This window comes from Caballeronia sp. LZ043, from assembly GCF_031451075.1.
Lineage (GTDB): Bacteria > Pseudomonadota > Gammaproteobacteria > Burkholderiales > Burkholderiaceae > Caballeronia.
Genome location: NZ_JARUXT010000004.1, coordinates 41,457 through 54,991, shown reverse-complemented (window position 1 = coordinate 54,991; position 13,535 = coordinate 41,457). Strand labels below are relative to the sequence as shown.

Here is a 13,535-nt window from a genome sequence, read left to right as displayed (position 1 = left end):
GCTCAGAACTTCACTCGAAGCATGAAGCCGAGCGTGAACGGAAGATCGCTCGATGGAATGGGCGGAATCAGAATGATATTGGCGCCGACCCGTTTGTATTCGAGCATGATCAGCGGCGCGGCCACGGGACCGACCGTATGGTTATGGCCGATTCCGTAGCTGCCATAGTCATAGCCGGAGATCAGTCCGGCCATGACCGCGAAACGGACATACTGCCAGTGCAGGAAATCCGGGCTCCACACACCGCCGCCATAGAAAGACGGTTTCGACAGCGAATTGCGGAAATAACCGCCCGTCACCGCCCATTGCGGCGCGACCCAGCATTCGACGCCGATACCCGGATTGAACTGCTCGAAGTCCTTGTCCGGATGAACGTGATGCGACGCGATCATCGCGTCCGCCCAGAGACCGTCGCCGCACAGACTTGCATGAGCGGCGGATGTCCAGCCGGACGCCAGCACTGCGGCAATGGTCAGCAACACGGAATGAAACGATCGGAGCCAGGGTAGCGACAGACGCATAGGTTCTCCGCCATCGCGTGGCAGCGACGGCGCCTTTTTTTTGAGAGAGAGGGCGAGGCGAACTCTACCGGATCGCGTCATTATCGGGTGGACGCACGAAATCGACGTGACGGCGGGCGTGTGTTTCCAAGGCGTCCGATCCGATCTTCCAGTTCGTAATTTCCGTATTCGAGGTAGTGAGCGATGAACGTTTTGAAGGCGCTGGTTTCAACCAGTCTTGTCGCGTCGATGATGGCCTGCACGCCGTTGCAGGTCGTTACGCACCATGTGTCGTCGAGCGAATCGAGCGTTCCACCAGGACAGTATCAACTCGATGCGCATCACTGGAATGTGAGTTTCGACGTCGATCATCTTCACTATTCACGCTTCGTCATTCGATTCGACAAGGCAAAGGCGCAACTCGACTGGATTGCGGACGGATTGTCCGGCAGTTCGGTGCGAGCGACCATCGATGCATCGAGTGTCAACACGAATGTACCGCTGCTGGACCGCATGCTGAAGGGACCGGACATGTTCGACGTGGAGCGCTATCCGACAATCGTATTCGTCAGCACGGGCTTCCAGCGCACGGGTGACGACAAAGGCACGCTGACGGGCGACCTGACCATTCGCGGTACGACGCGGCCGGTCAGCCTGAACGTCACCTTCAACGGGCACGCGGTAGATCCGCTCACGAAGCTGGAAACCTTGGGCTTCTCGGCCGATGGACACTTCAACCGCTCACAGTTCGGGCTGACGACGTGGTATCCGGCAGTCGGCGACGATGTGCACGTCGCCATCCAGGCCGAGTTTTCAAAGCCGCGCGCGGATTCGGCGCAGTGAGGTGTCAGATTGTTTCTGCGGTCCAGTCGAGTACGACCTTGCCGCTGTTGCCGGAGAGCATCGTGTCAAACGCGCGTTGATAGTCGTCGACGGGGAAGGTGTGCGTGAGGATGGGTGAGAGATCCAGACCGCTTTGCAGCATCGCGACCATCTTGTACCAGGTCTCGAACATCTCGCGACCGTAGATTCCCTTGATCTCAAGTCCCTTGAAGATGACCTGATTCCAGTCGATGGCAGTCTGCGCCGGCGGGATACCCAGCAGCGCGACCTTGCCGCCGTGATTCATCGCTTCCAGCATGGCGGTGAACGCGCTCGGTACGCCGGACATCTCCAGTCCAACATCGAAACCTTCGGTCATGCCGACTTCGCTCATCACGTCGCGCAGATTTTCATTCGACACGTTGACGGCACGCGTTGCACCCATCTTTCGCGCGAGCTCGAGCCGGTAGTCGTTGACATCGGTGATCACGACGTTACGTGCGCCGACATGCCGCGCAATCGCCGCCGCCATCACGCCGATGGGCCCGGCGCCGGTAATCAGCACGTCCTCGCCGACGAGGTTGAACGAGAGGGCGGTATGCGTTGCGTTGCCGAATGGATCGAAGATCGCGGCGAGATCATCCGAGATGTCCGGGGGAATCTTGAACGCGTTGAAGGCGGGAATGACGAGATACTCGGCGAACGCGCCTTCGCGATTCACACCGACGCCAACGGTATTGCGGCATAGATGACGCCGCCCCGCGCGACAGTTGCGGCAAAAGCCGCACGTGATGTGACCTTCACCCGATACGCGGTCGCCGATGGCAAAACCGCGCACCTCCTGGCCCATCTCCACGATCTCGCCAACGTATTCATGTCCGACGTGCATTGGCACGGGAATGGTCCGCTGCGCCCATTCGTCCCATTTCCAGATATGAATATCGGTCCCGCAGATCGCGGTCTTGCGAATGCGGATGAGGACATCGTTATGGCCGACTTCGGGCCGCTTCACTCGTGTAAGCGTGAGGCCCGGGGCGCGTTCCAGTTTGGCGAGAGCTTTCATTGCTTTTGGTCCTGACGGTGGTCTTGACGGTTTGTGCTGGAATCGCGTGCATGGAGTGGTGCGGGCTTGTGACCCGGCACGCGTCCCTTGGTGCTTAGGCGGCCGTTTCAGGCTTTATGCGCATAAAGCCTGCCTTGAGGCTCAGCGAACGACGCCGAGCGTGCGCCCGACGCGTCCGAATGCTTCGACCGCGCGATCGATCTGTTCCGACGTGTGGGCTGCACTCATCTGAGTGCGAATACGGGCACGCCCCTTGGGCACCACGGGGTAAGAGAAGCCGATGACATAAACGCCCTCGTCGAGCAGCGCATCGGCCATCTTCGACGCAAGCTGTGCGTCACCCAGCATGACGGGAATGATGGGATGCTCGCCGGGCACGAGATCAAAGCCCAGCGATGTCATCGCCCCGCGGAAACGCCTGCCGTTCTCCTTGACCCGCTTGCGCAAAGAAGCGCCTTCGTCGCTGGCGAGCAGTTGGAGCACTTTGAGCGATGCTGCCGCAATGCTCGGCGCCAGCGAGTTCGAGAACAAATAAGGCCGGCTGCGTTGACGCAACAAGTCGATGACTTCCTTGCTTGCCGCGACATACCCGCCCGATGCGCCACCCAACGCCTTGCCCAGTGTCCCCGTGATGATGTCCACGCGATCCAGCACGCCGCAGTGTTCCGGCGTACCGCGTCCGTGCTCACCGATGAAGCCGACGGCATGCGAATCATCAACCATGACAAGCGCCTGATAACGATCGGCGAGATCGCAGATGCCGGCGAGATCGGCAATGATGCCGTCCATCGAAAACACGCCATCGGTCGCAATGAGCTTGAAGCGGACGCCGGCCGCGTCGGCTTCCTGCAGACGCGCTTCGAGGTCCGCGAGATCGTTGTTCTTGTAGCGCAGACGCTTGGCCTTTGAAAGTCGTACGCCATCGATGATGCTTGCGTGATTCAACTCGTCGCTGATGATTGCATCCTCTTCGGTCAGCAACGTCTCAAATAGGCCGCCGTTGGCGTCGAAGCAGCTGGAATAGAGAATGGCATCTTCGGTCTTCAGGAATTGCGCGATGGCGTGCTCGAGTTCCTTGTGCACCGTCTGAGTTCCACAGATGAAGCGCACCGATGCCATGCCGAAGCCATCCATGTCGAGCCCGTCCTTGGCTGCATCGATCAATCGGCGATCGTCCGCTAGCCCGAGATAGTTGTTCGCACAGAAGTTAAGCACGCCGTTTCCGTTCGCAAGGCGAATGTCTGGCGACTGCGGGCTGGCGATCACACGCTCGGTCTTGTGAAAACCGGCAGCCCTGATTTCTTCGAGTGTCTCGCGGAGATGACTGAGGTATCGGTCGTTCATGGCAAATCCTCGTTCGTGGCGGCCGGTGGAGGTTGCACGCAGTCCAACATGCGTGCGCGCGCAACCAATAGCCCTGTTATAGTCCATTCAATACGTTGAACACGTTCGATATTTCGAACATATTTCCGATATACCGAACACTCTAAGGGATTGTGGGAGTCATGGCAAGTTCAGGACCGGAAGGAAAGGCAACCGAATCCGCCGGCGCGACTCCGCCGCGTGTCGGCGAGATGATTCAGCGCTTGCGCAGTGAGCGACAGCTGACGCTCGACGACCTGTCTCGCGCGGCGGGTGTGTCGAAATCGATGTTGTCGGAAATCGAACGAGACAAAGCCAATCCGACTATCGCGGTTGCATGGCGACTGACCAATGCGCTCGGGATCAGCCTCGATCAACTATTCGCGCAACAAAGGCCAGTGGAAGCGATTCGCGTCGCCAGCCCCCACGACATTCCGACCTTGACCGGCGACAACGGCGGCTATCAGCTGCGTGTCTGGGGGCCGATCGAGCTAGCCGGTAAATTCGAGTGGTATGAACTCACGCTGCAAACTGGTGCGGCGCTTACTTCGGAAGCTCATGAACCCGGCACGCGCGAACATCTCACCGTGCTGAACGGAGCTATAGAGATCAAGGCGTCGGGATCGGCACGTCGACTAAAAGCAGGCGATACCGCGCGTTATGCGGCAGATGAAGCGCATGCGATTTGCAACGTCGGACGTGCTGAAGCCAAGGCGCTCCTTATCGTCATTCATGGGTAGCTGCTGCGGTCTTTACCGCCGCGGTGGGCTTTATGCGCATAAACGTCTGACGTCGCGCTCGACTCGACATGCCTAAGGTTCCTTGGACCGATCGGCATAAAAAAAGGACGCTCAACGATGAGCGTCCCACTTCAAAGCGGCGCAACTGATGCGCCAAAATCGCCTCGGTCAGATCCGCTTACGGATTCTTTTTGACGCTGTCCTTGACGTCTTCGCGTGCATCGCCCACACCCTTCTGCACCTTACCGGCGGCTTGCTGCATATCGCCCTTGGCTTCCTGGACCTTGTCGCCCGTCATCTTGCCAACGCCTTCGTTGATCTTGCCCTTGACTTGCTTGCCAACGCCTTCCACTTGATCCTTGTTCATATCGGTTCTCCCGTGTCTTGCAGCGTAATGGGTGCGCTATGCGGTTCAGACGTACTCAACCGCTCTCAACCGCTCTCTGCGCGCCTCGCCCAGGACCATTCCCAAGCATGACTCCAGAGTGCGCTTCGTTGGCAAGCGCGCATAGCGGCGGATGTCTGAAAGACGCGTAGGCGGAATCGCACATACAGCCGCGACCAGTAGCGCGACGCTAGTTTCATCGCACCAATACTGTATATTTATACAGTACAATAAGACCAGCTCGCAAAGGGGTGAATCATGGAGTCGAACGGCGAAAGTCTCAGCAGAAGGCAGTTTGCTCGTGCGGTACGTGATCTGGAACGCATCACACGGCAGATCGCCGCACGCTATATCGACAAGGGCGTGCCGCTGACCTGGCGCCTCCTGCATGCCATCGAAGCAGAGGCCGTCGCGGATCTGGGCTTCGCCGGGCGGCACGAAGCCACGCTTCGCGAACTCTTCTCGCGGCCTGATAACTTCCATTTCCCTCAGACCGACGACGTAGTCGACGTCGCTTCGTCCGACGCCTTACCCGCAGTATTCGCGTTCGCTGTCGATGCCTACGAGCGCGCTGCTCGACATGGCCGACCGCAACTGGCAATCGCCGCGCACTGAGGCCAAGGGTCCTGGCACGCGGGACAATCCGCGTGCTCCCACGAGCATTAAATTCCCGCCGAAGCCACCCGATGCTTCCTCGGTGGGTGGCGAGAAATCAGAGTTTTCTCATCAGTGAGTTTCGCGGGCTTTATCACCGCACCCGACTCGCGCAAGACGAGCGTTCCGATCTCTATCACAGCGGTGCTTGACGTAGAAAGCACGACACACGACCCTGTGCACAGTGCAACACAGCGAGGCACGCGCTACCGAAACCATGCCGAACACTTCCGATCTCTTCGACCAACAGCGCGCTGACTGGCAAGCCGACCCTCACTCGGCCTTCGACGCGTGGCTTGCTCAACAGGAGTTCCGCGCATCGTCGGCGGACGTTTATCGCGCGCAATGGGGCAACTTTCTCGAGTGGCTGACGTCTCGTCGCGCGACGCTGAATACGGTGCAACGGCCTGTCATCGAACAATTCGTGGCGCAACTGGACATTCGCCGGCCGCAGCGGATGCGCTATCTGCGACTCATCGAGCGCGTGCTCGATCATGTGCGGGAAGTCGAATCGGCGGCGACGAACCCTGCGCGATTCATCGCGCAGGATGGAGACGCGGCATGGCGCAAGGCCCGCGACAACGAGCCAACCGGCTTTCTCACGCACGACGAGCGTGCCTTGCTCATCGCGCATCTGCACTCGCCCCTGGGCTCGCTGCTGGCCGGCCAGCGCTGGAAGGAGCGGCGCGATCGGGCGCTGGTAGCGGCCTTTCTTGGCGCCGGCGTGAAGACGGGCGAAGCGGCGCAGCTGACCGTCGAGTGTTACGCAACCGGCGCGCCGTATCTCACCGTGGACGCGGCCAACCCGTTGCTGATCCGACAGGCGCGCCTCGCGCCGTTCGCGCTCGATTTGCTCGACCAGTGGATGGCAGAACGCAAAGCAGCGGGACATGCCGGCGATCTGCTGTTCCCTGCGGCATTGGCCGGACGCTCGATGCACAAGGCGACCATGCTGCGTGCGATCGACGCCGTCGTGGACGCATCCGGCATTGCCGCATCGCGCGTCGCCAGGGCGAGTCCGCAAACACTTCGTAACACTTACGCAGCTGAACTGTTCGAGAACGGAACGGATCCAGACAGAGTTGGGCAGTGGCTCGGGCTTCAGCAGACAGTGTCAGCACACCGCCTCTATCGCGCGTGGCAAGACTGGATGGGTGAGCAGATACGGGAGCGAGATCTGGCCCATGCCCATGAATCGGGCGCCGATACGTGAGCCCACGGCGCCTCGACAGTGGTCCCGAAAATCCTCACCTTTGATTTTCGGGTGCATTGCTCTGCTGCCACTCAGGGATGGTTGACGCGGCTGGAGCGGAAAAACTCATCCACCGCCGCCAGTTTCGACGCCACCGCGCCCGACGTTCTTTCGCAATGCGGGCAGGAAAGCTCAAACTCATCTTCGTGGCGCTGCATCTCGGGCTCGCCAGCATCGCAGCCTGGACAGACGATCGGCGTGACGACGTAGTTGTCGACCTGAGTGCCGAGCCCGGCGATTTCCGCTGCACTCAGGCGCCCGTCTCCCGCCAGCACCGCGAGCAGTTCACCAATTTCCTTGCTGACGCTCGCTTGGGTGCTCCGGAGGTCGCGCTCGCGCACAAGCGCGTCGATTTCATCGGATTGAACGCGCACTTGAGACTCAAGCCTCTCAGCGCGGCTTCTGGCCGCGCTCAGTTGCTGAATGAAGTCGAATTCCTTTTGACTCGTCTCGCGCGTGCCCGCTTGGTATGTGGCTGCCATGCCACGCAAGGAGTCGAGTTCGACGAGCATGGGCCTTACACGCCGTTCCGCTTCCTTGACGGCATCCTTGATTTGCTGAGCGTAGTGCTCTGCGCTCTGACGCATCTCGTTCTGCAGTTGATCAACCCGGTCGTGCAGACGTGCCGCCGTTGATTGCTCCTGTTGCAGACGAGCGGAAAGCGCTTCATTCTCGGTTTCCCAACGAGCGACAATCTCGCGCAGGCCCGCCTGTGCCTCAGCCCGCTGATTTCGGAGTGAGTTCAGTTCGGCTTCGAGCACGGCAACACGCGCGACTTCGGCCTCGGCGCGCGCATCCGCCCGTTCTCGCGCCTGCTCGGTCGCTTCACAGCGAATGTCTGCGTCGCGAGCCTGAGATTCAGCGGCTCGTATGGCAGTATCGAGATGAGCCCTGTCTTCTGCAAGCGCGCTACGGGCGTGCTGAAGTGCGTCGTCATAGAGCGCGGCGAACAGCTCGCCGGCGCGATCTCTTAGCGATTCCGGAATCGCGCCCGCATCAAGTCGGGGACGAAGCGTGGTCCGTACCTCGGTCCAAAAGGCGTCGATGTCTCGGGGAATATCGCTGGCGCTGCCGATTTGCGTGATTTCACGCACCGTCGTTACCGATGGCCTGACGCCGAAGTCAAAGAAGAGACGTTTGCAGGCATGTTGGGAAAGATCCTGCCGCCGCGCGCCGTTGGCTCGCATTGTCTCGATTTCATCTCTAAGCGCGGTGCGAAAGTCTGGATTCATAGCTTAAACGCCAATGTCGAGATATCGATCATAACGTTTTACGTTCTGTTTGATACTAATTTGAAGTTTTGCAACAGCGTTGCTCGGGTTTGCCATGATGCTGGCCGGAATAGGTCATGCTGATCGACGCTCAAGGCGGCCTATTCGTGAAACATAGTGAGCTAAAAGCCTCAACTCTATGTTTTTTATGAAATTAATGCTAGCGCGTTCCATGCGCTGCTGTTTCACGAAGGCTGTTTGCTGTTTGTGCTCTTCTGAGAACTCGCGGAGCTTGAGAGTGTTAGAAAGTAAACACCTTTGAACCTAGTTAAAACCGTTAACGCCAAGCGAAACCCTTGATGGATAAGGCTTTGCGCGCGATTGGGTGAGAACCTCCGGGATGGATGGTGAAGCTCTACGGGAAGCTGCGGTGATGAGATTCGGGGAGCATCGTGAGGTTCAACAGGAGGCATCGTGAGCGGATTCAGGGACCGTGTGTTCAGCAGCAGTGAGGCTTTCCGGGAACTTGGCAGGCTCGATACGTTGATTTGCATGCTGATTATCGTTGGCGAGCCCAAGTCATAGGTGAGAGTTTTCGGGAGCAACCGAAGAGAACGAAATTTCGGACTGAATCGGCAATTGTTACGTATCGGTGAGGCGATTCGGGACTCAACGCGCTATGAGGGTGAGTCTTTTCAGGCGCCAAGCGGTGCTGGCCTCGATTTTTGCTTGCTGAAACCGGTAAAGGTGAGAGCTTGCGGGAGTAGCCAACGCTGATTTGTCTTCCCTTCTCCTTTGGAAGGCCTCTATCGAGCCTAAGGTGAGAGTTTTCGGGACGTCATCTCTATGCTGACTCGTTCGTTTTTGATGCAAGTCACAATCAGAAAGGTGAGGAATTACGGGACGCGGCAGTCTCCCGGCAGTTCTTCGATAAGGGCGAAACTTTCTCTTTTTCTGAAAAATACTTCTAAAACAATGGGTTATAGATGACGCGAAGTTTCGGATCCGGCGAAAGGTGAGACATTTCAGGAGCTGTCACATCCACCGCGGCGAGAGCTGGTAGGGACAAAAGGTGAGGTTCTACAGGTGCTCTTACGCTCGAATAGGCATGAGGAAAGCGAGATAAGTGCCTGCAAAGACGAGAGTTCTGACATGCAGTTGCTGAAAGGTGAGGATTTTCGGGAGACGCCTTACGGTTGTTTTGAGGCTTCGCGCCACCTTTGCTGGGCTAAGGTGAGGCAATTCGGGAGCTGGCCAAGCACAAAGGCGTGTCGAATGGGCATCGTGAAGGCATATGCACCAAATGGTTTCGGGGCAAAGGTGAGGTTTTCCGGGAGATATCTCGGATTGATTGGGCCATCGAGGCACCTCGTGGCATCCGTCGACTTCATTCGACGCCGATACACGCACTGCATGGCCACCACCGGCGTACTTCGCCAGCGTCATCACGAGGGCCGCCGAGCAGAAAAATTTTTAAGGTGAGTCTTTTCGGGACTAATTGATTCGTCCACCGGAGCCTCGAAAACAAGGCGCTTCCCGTTTACGCGCGTGGATACGGCGCTGCTCCGATGGGATCGACCGGTGAGGGGTGAGTGTTTGCGGGATCGCACCGCAGTGAGTCGACACGACTTGCAAGGCTTCACCGCTCGACGGTGAGATTGACCCTATAGACGCCGTTCACCCCAATCGGTATGCTCACCGCAATCTCGAATCCGTTTACCGCATGGCAACCAAGCGCACCAAGAAAACCGACGTCGTCAGCCCAAGCTCGGCGGAGCTGCGCAAGGCCGTCGAAGCCATTGCAATTCAGCCAAAAAGCGGAAAGATCACGCTGCTAACTCGCAAGTTGTTCAACGTACTCTTGGCCGTTGCGCAGCAGGCGGACGAATCCGGTGACACTTACCGCGCGCTGTTGTCGGATATTGTGGCCAACTCTGCATTCGATTCGAATGACACAGCATTGGTCAAGGAACATCTGCGGCGCATGGTCTCAGTGCAGGTCGAATGGAGCACGGGGACATCGAGTCAGAAGCCTGGTCGCAAGTGGGGCATTTCCACGCTTATCGCTGACGCCGAAATTCTCGAGGATCCAACGACACGCCGGGTCTGGGTGGAGTTTTCCTTCGCGCCGAAGATCAAGAAAAAGCTGCTCGATCCCGTCCAGTACGCCCGTCTGAGCCTTCAGTTTCAGAGTCAGTTACGCAGCAGCGCCGGCCTTGCGCTATATGAGATTTGCGTGAGATACCTGACCAATCCCAGCCATCTAACGATGCGCGAGACCTGGGAGTGGTGGCGGCCGATTTTATCCGGTACGCCGGACACGGAAGCGGGCGACGAAGCCAAACGAGAATACAAGTACTTTAAGCGGGATTACTTGCGTCCGGCCATTGCTGAAGTGAACGCGGTGACGAACATCTTTGTCGAGTTGGTGGAGCACCGGGAGGGACGTCGAGTCGCCGAGATCCAGTTTCGCGTGACCGAGCGGAAACAGCCCATGCTGGCGCTGGACGAACATCCGAATGTCTTCGATAGCACGCTGGTCGACCGGATGGTAAAGATCGGTATTCCGCTCAAGGATGCGCAAACGCTCTACGCAGACAGTGAAGAGAACCGTATTCGCGCGGCCTTGCAGATGACGGAGCAGCGCATGCGCAGCACGACATTGCCGGCGGTTCGGAGCGCAGCTGCCTTGTTCAAGGATGCACTCAAGAAAGGCTACGCACCTCCCGTAGATGCCGCTCCGCCGGCTGCGAACGGTGCCGTGCCGCGTGCAGCGATGGCCGCAGCGGTCAATGGCGCGGACGATCTCAAGGCGCGTCTGCTGAGCGAGTTCTCGGCTTATCGACGCAAGGAAGCACGCGTGCTCTACGACGAGCAAGGTGAGGATGAACGGGAAGTTGCGCGTCAGTCGTTCGAAGAAGATGTGCTACCGGGACTGGGTACGCATATGCGTGAGGATTGGCGCAAGCGCGGCCTGGATTCGAAACTGGGTGAAACGTCGTTCTTCGACTGGCTTGCGCGAAAGACCTGGGGCGAGCCCACCGATGGAGACCTTCTCGCGTTCACGCTGAGCCAGTCGCGCGCTGGTTGAACCTCGGTTCCGCTGGAAGGCGACTGGCCCACAGCGTCGGCAGGGCTCAGCCCCGACGACGGGCGACACTTACTTCTTGAGCTTTCCCGATTCGAGCATCGTCTCGATCTGATGCAGCAGTTCATCACGCTTTTCGCGCGACAAGCCACGCAAACGAAGTTCGAGCCGATCTTCTCCGTAAGACTTCAAATCACCTACCGCGATTCCGTCCAGCTTGATTTCGAGTCGCTGGGCATAGCGCTGACGGCTCGGTGTCCTGGATCCAGCCTGACCGCTCGCGCGTCCCTTCACGATATCAGCGACCTGGCGTGTGCTGAGATCGTCGGACGTGATCTTGTTGATCAGGCGCAGCGTAGCGTCGCTGCCGCGGGCGGTATGGTAGCGCGCGATTTGATAGGCCATGTTCGAGCCGAACCGGTCCGGTCGAGTGACCATCTCCTGCATGACGTTCTCGGGAAGCTTGGCGACGGACAGGGCCACTGCGATCGTCGATTCGTCGAGTCCGAGATGCTCGGCCAATTCGCGCTGGCTCTGGAAATGTTTCTCGTCGAGGAAGCGCCGCCAGACTACGGCGTTGTCGAACACGGTTTGGGAGTCGCGCTGGACGTTGAGATCGTAGCCAAGCTTGTAACTCTCGATGCCGATAGGCAAGTCGACCACCACCGCCTTGACCGTCTCCTTGTTCGCCTCCTTCAGCGCGCGCACGCGACGGCCGCCGTCACTGACGAAAAAGGTTCCTGGGCTGGCGTAGTCCGGGATGACGTGGATAGCCTGTTGCTGCCCTTGCTTCGCGAGGTTGACAGCAAGTTCGGCGATCGACGTCTTCAGATAAAAGTGGCGGGGATTGAATGGGCTTGGCTTGATTGACTTGAGCGGCAAATCGATGATCTGACCGGCGGTGTAACGGTTTGCTCGTCTCCAGGCCCGGTAATCATCGGTTTCGGCGCCGGTGGTGACATCGGCGGTGTCGTCGGCAGCAAAGGCGCTGGAACGGCCATTTGCAGCGGCCTGACTTGCCTGCTGGATATCGACGATTCCGTCGATCGCATTGAGGCGGTCAAGCGCCGTGCGCTTCTCGCTGCTCGTGGAGTCGGGACGGGCCTTGAAGCCCTTTGCAAACTGGGACGGTTTCATTCAGGGTCCTTTATGCGCATAAAGTCAGGAGAGCATGCCGAGGATTTCATCGGCAACGGCGCGAATCTCGATCGCAGCGAGACGCGAACCACGATCGGTCATCTGAAGCACGGTTTGGCCGAGTGCCATTGCCTGCTTGTAGCACTCGCGGGTGGGGATTTGAGTTTTGAGCAGAGGAAAACCAAGCTCTTCGAGGGCTACCTTGAGTTCGCGCGTCAGCATGCGCTTCTCTTCGGTCTTGTTGAGGAGGAAGACAGCGCGCAAGTCTTCGTTCATAACTTGCGCTTGCTGGACCAGTTTGACCAGGCCCACGCTTGACCAATAGTCGGCTGGTGATGAAGACGTCGGAATAACAGCGACACTCGCTGCAAGAAGAACCACGCCGGAAACTTTCTCCGTAATGGAGGGCGGGCAATCCACCACGATGATGTCGTAGTCGTTGACGAATTTCCTGATCTCCCGGTGGATCTGTCCCCCCGCTTCCGACAGATTAACCACAGGAAACGGAATACCGTGGGCCTCGTCCGAGGCAGCGCTGGACCAGTGGACAAGTGTGTTTTGCCCATCCGCATCCACGACGAGAACCCGCTTCTTCTTCTCGTGGAAAGCTGCCCCCAAGTGCATCGCAATGGTGCTCTTGCCGACCCCGCCCTTCTGCTGCGTGATCGCTATGATTTCCGCTGCCACGTTCTGCTCCGAATTTTTGAAGTTCGTTGAATTCTACATTGACGTAGTGATTTTTCCAGTCAAATTAGCTGAATCAGAGTGTGCTGGCCGTTCGGCCTAGCTTTATGCGCATAAAGCTTCGATTGAGCCGAACTAAGACAGGAGGTTTGAGTAACAACGCCGCCGCGCGGTGGTGTCAATGCTTCACGGCTGCGCGTGTTACGGCAATGCGCAGATGTTTCAATGGGGCCGCGGCGCATTTCCAATTGCCCGCGTTGCGAGATCTTTATGCGCATAAAGCCACATGGCGAGGCAGTTTGGCCTGAGTGTGGTTCGCGTGTGATTCGTGGACGGTTCTTCTCGTTTAGGCTTGCCATCGTTTGCTATGGCGTTGAGACATTCAAGAACAAAAGGAAAGGCGAGCCCTTGCCGGTTTCCCGCGATCAGCGCCGATACTTGTCGCGAAATGAATCTTTCGGCGGCTGCCTGCTGTCGTCTCAGGCATGAGCGTCTCAGTGTGCCTCGATCACTGCGAGCTTTATGCGCATAAAGCCTGGACGCTCCCATCGCACGAACGATATGAAGCTCTCGCTGGCGTAGCTCGTGGATCCGATGGGGAGGCTTTATGCGCATAAAGGCACGGCTCACGACTGTC

The 13,535-nt window shown here is 58.4% G+C and carries 12 protein-coding genes; 5 read left to right on the top strand and 7 right to left on the bottom strand.

The window, feature by feature from the left end:
• Positions 1 to 2: 2 nt before the first annotated feature.
• Positions 3 to 521: a hypothetical protein gene (locus tag QCE64_RS27925; RefSeq protein WP_309925407.1), complete on the bottom strand. Its 519-nt coding sequence runs from the start codon at positions 519 to 521 to the stop codon at positions 3 to 5.
• 183 nt (positions 522 to 704) lie between these two features.
• On the opposite strand from QCE64_RS27925, the gene QCE64_RS27920 reads away from it, so the two are divergent.
• Positions 705 to 1,343, top strand: coding sequence for a YceI family protein (locus tag QCE64_RS27920; RefSeq protein WP_309934277.1), 639 nt, complete (start codon positions 705 to 707; stop codon positions 1,341 to 1,343).
• Between the two features lie 4 nt (positions 1,344 to 1,347).
• Here QCE64_RS27920 and tdh read toward each other — a convergent pair whose 3' ends face one another.
• Together tdh and QCE64_RS27910 are read right to left on the bottom strand one after the other, a co-directional pair.
• Positions 1,348 to 2,385 (bottom strand): L-threonine 3-dehydrogenase, encoded by a 1,038-nt coding sequence (tdh, locus tag QCE64_RS27915; RefSeq protein ID WP_309927466.1) that lies wholly within the window; start codon positions 2,383 to 2,385, stop codon positions 1,348 to 1,350.
• A 141-nt stretch (positions 2,386 to 2,526) separates the two neighbouring features.
• A complete protein-coding gene (locus QCE64_RS27910) occupies positions 2,527 to 3,729 on the bottom strand; it encodes a glycine C-acetyltransferase (RefSeq protein WP_309935394.1) in 1,203 nt (400 codons plus the stop codon).
• Positions 3,730 to 3,890: 161 nt separating this feature from the next.
• On the opposite strand from QCE64_RS27910, the gene QCE64_RS27905 reads away from it, so the two are divergent.
• A complete protein-coding gene (locus QCE64_RS27905; RefSeq protein ID WP_309925404.1) occupies positions 3,891 to 4,487 on the top strand; it encodes an XRE family transcriptional regulator in 597 nt (198 codons plus the stop codon).
• A 178-nt stretch (positions 4,488 to 4,665) separates the two neighbouring features.
• On the opposite strand, the gene QCE64_RS27900 is transcribed toward QCE64_RS27905, so the two are convergent.
• The gene (locus tag QCE64_RS27900; RefSeq protein ID WP_309925401.1) at positions 4,666 to 4,854 is read right to left on the bottom strand and encodes a CsbD family protein; all 189 of its coding nucleotides are present in this window, start codon (positions 4,852 to 4,854) and stop codon (positions 4,666 to 4,668) included.
• Positions 4,855 to 5,130: 276 nt separating this feature from the next.
• Between QCE64_RS27900 and QCE64_RS27895 the strand changes: the two genes are divergently transcribed.
• Complete coding sequence (locus QCE64_RS27895) at positions 5,131 to 5,487, top strand: DUF2471 family protein (RefSeq protein WP_309925399.1); 357 nt, start codon at positions 5,131 to 5,133, stop codon at positions 5,485 to 5,487.
• Positions 5,488 to 5,743: 256 nt separating this feature from the next.
• Positions 5,744 to 6,739 (top strand): tyrosine-type recombinase/integrase, encoded by a 996-nt coding sequence (locus QCE64_RS27890; RefSeq protein WP_309934275.1) that lies wholly within the window; start codon positions 5,744 to 5,746, stop codon positions 6,737 to 6,739.
• A 71-nt stretch (positions 6,740 to 6,810) separates the two neighbouring features.
• Here QCE64_RS27890 and QCE64_RS27885 read toward each other — a convergent pair whose 3' ends face one another.
• Positions 6,811 to 8,010, bottom strand: a complete 1,200-nt coding sequence (locus tag QCE64_RS27885) for a DNA-binding protein (protein WP_310007472.1) — start codon at positions 8,008 to 8,010, stop codon at positions 6,811 to 6,813.
• A 1,702-nt stretch (positions 8,011 to 9,712) separates the two neighbouring features.
• Here QCE64_RS27885 and QCE64_RS27880 point away from each other — a divergent pair.
• On the top strand, positions 9,713 to 11,080 hold the full coding sequence (locus tag QCE64_RS27880; protein ID WP_309925390.1) for a replication initiation protein: 1,368 nt from the start codon (positions 9,713 to 9,715) through the stop codon (positions 11,078 to 11,080).
• Between the two features lie 69 nt (positions 11,081 to 11,149).
• Here the strand turns inward: QCE64_RS27880 and QCE64_RS27875 are convergent, their stop codons facing one another.
• A complete protein-coding gene (locus QCE64_RS27875; RefSeq protein WP_310007470.1) occupies positions 11,150 to 12,214 on the bottom strand; it encodes a ParB/RepB/Spo0J family partition protein in 1,065 nt (354 codons plus the stop codon).
• Between the two features lie 24 nt (positions 12,215 to 12,238).
• Positions 12,239 to 12,901: a ParA family partition ATPase gene (parA, locus tag QCE64_RS27870; RefSeq protein WP_309925386.1), complete on the bottom strand. Its 663-nt coding sequence runs from the start codon at positions 12,899 to 12,901 to the stop codon at positions 12,239 to 12,241.
• Between the last annotated feature and the right edge of the window lie 634 nt (positions 12,902 to 13,535).

Coding starts and splice junctions, on each gene's coding strand:
- QCE64_RS27890 (WP_309934275.1), top strand. CDS start 5,744: ATGCCGAACACTTCCGATCTCTTCGACCAACAGCGCGCTGACTGGCAA.
- QCE64_RS27885 (WP_310007472.1), bottom strand. CDS start 8,010: ATGAATCCAGACTTTCGCACCGCGCTTAGAGATGAAATCGAGACAATG.
- QCE64_RS27900 (WP_309925401.1), bottom strand. CDS start 4,854: ATGAACAAGGATCAAGTGGAAGGCGTTGGCAAGCAAGTCAAGGGCAAG.
- QCE64_RS27875 (WP_310007470.1), bottom strand. CDS start 12,214: ATGAAACCGTCCCAGTTTGCAAAGGGCTTCAAGGCCCGTCCCGACTCC.
- QCE64_RS27905 (WP_309925404.1), top strand. CDS start 3,891: ATGGCAAGTTCAGGACCGGAAGGAAAGGCAACCGAATCCGCCGGCGCG.
- QCE64_RS27920 (WP_309934277.1), top strand. CDS start 705: ATGAACGTTTTGAAGGCGCTGGTTTCAACCAGTCTTGTCGCGTCGATG.
- QCE64_RS27895 (WP_309925399.1), top strand. CDS start 5,131: ATGGAGTCGAACGGCGAAAGTCTCAGCAGAAGGCAGTTTGCTCGTGCG.
- QCE64_RS27880 (WP_309925390.1), top strand. CDS start 9,713: ATGGCAACCAAGCGCACCAAGAAAACCGACGTCGTCAGCCCAAGCTCG.
- QCE64_RS27925 (WP_309925407.1), bottom strand. CDS start 521: ATGCGTCTGTCGCTACCCTGGCTCCGATCGTTTCATTCCGTGTTGCTG.
- tdh (WP_309927466.1), bottom strand. CDS start 2,385: ATGAAAGCTCTCGCCAAACTGGAACGCGCCCCGGGCCTCACGCTTACA.
- QCE64_RS27910 (WP_309935394.1), bottom strand. CDS start 3,729: ATGAACGACCGATACCTCAGTCATCTCCGCGAGACACTCGAAGAAATC.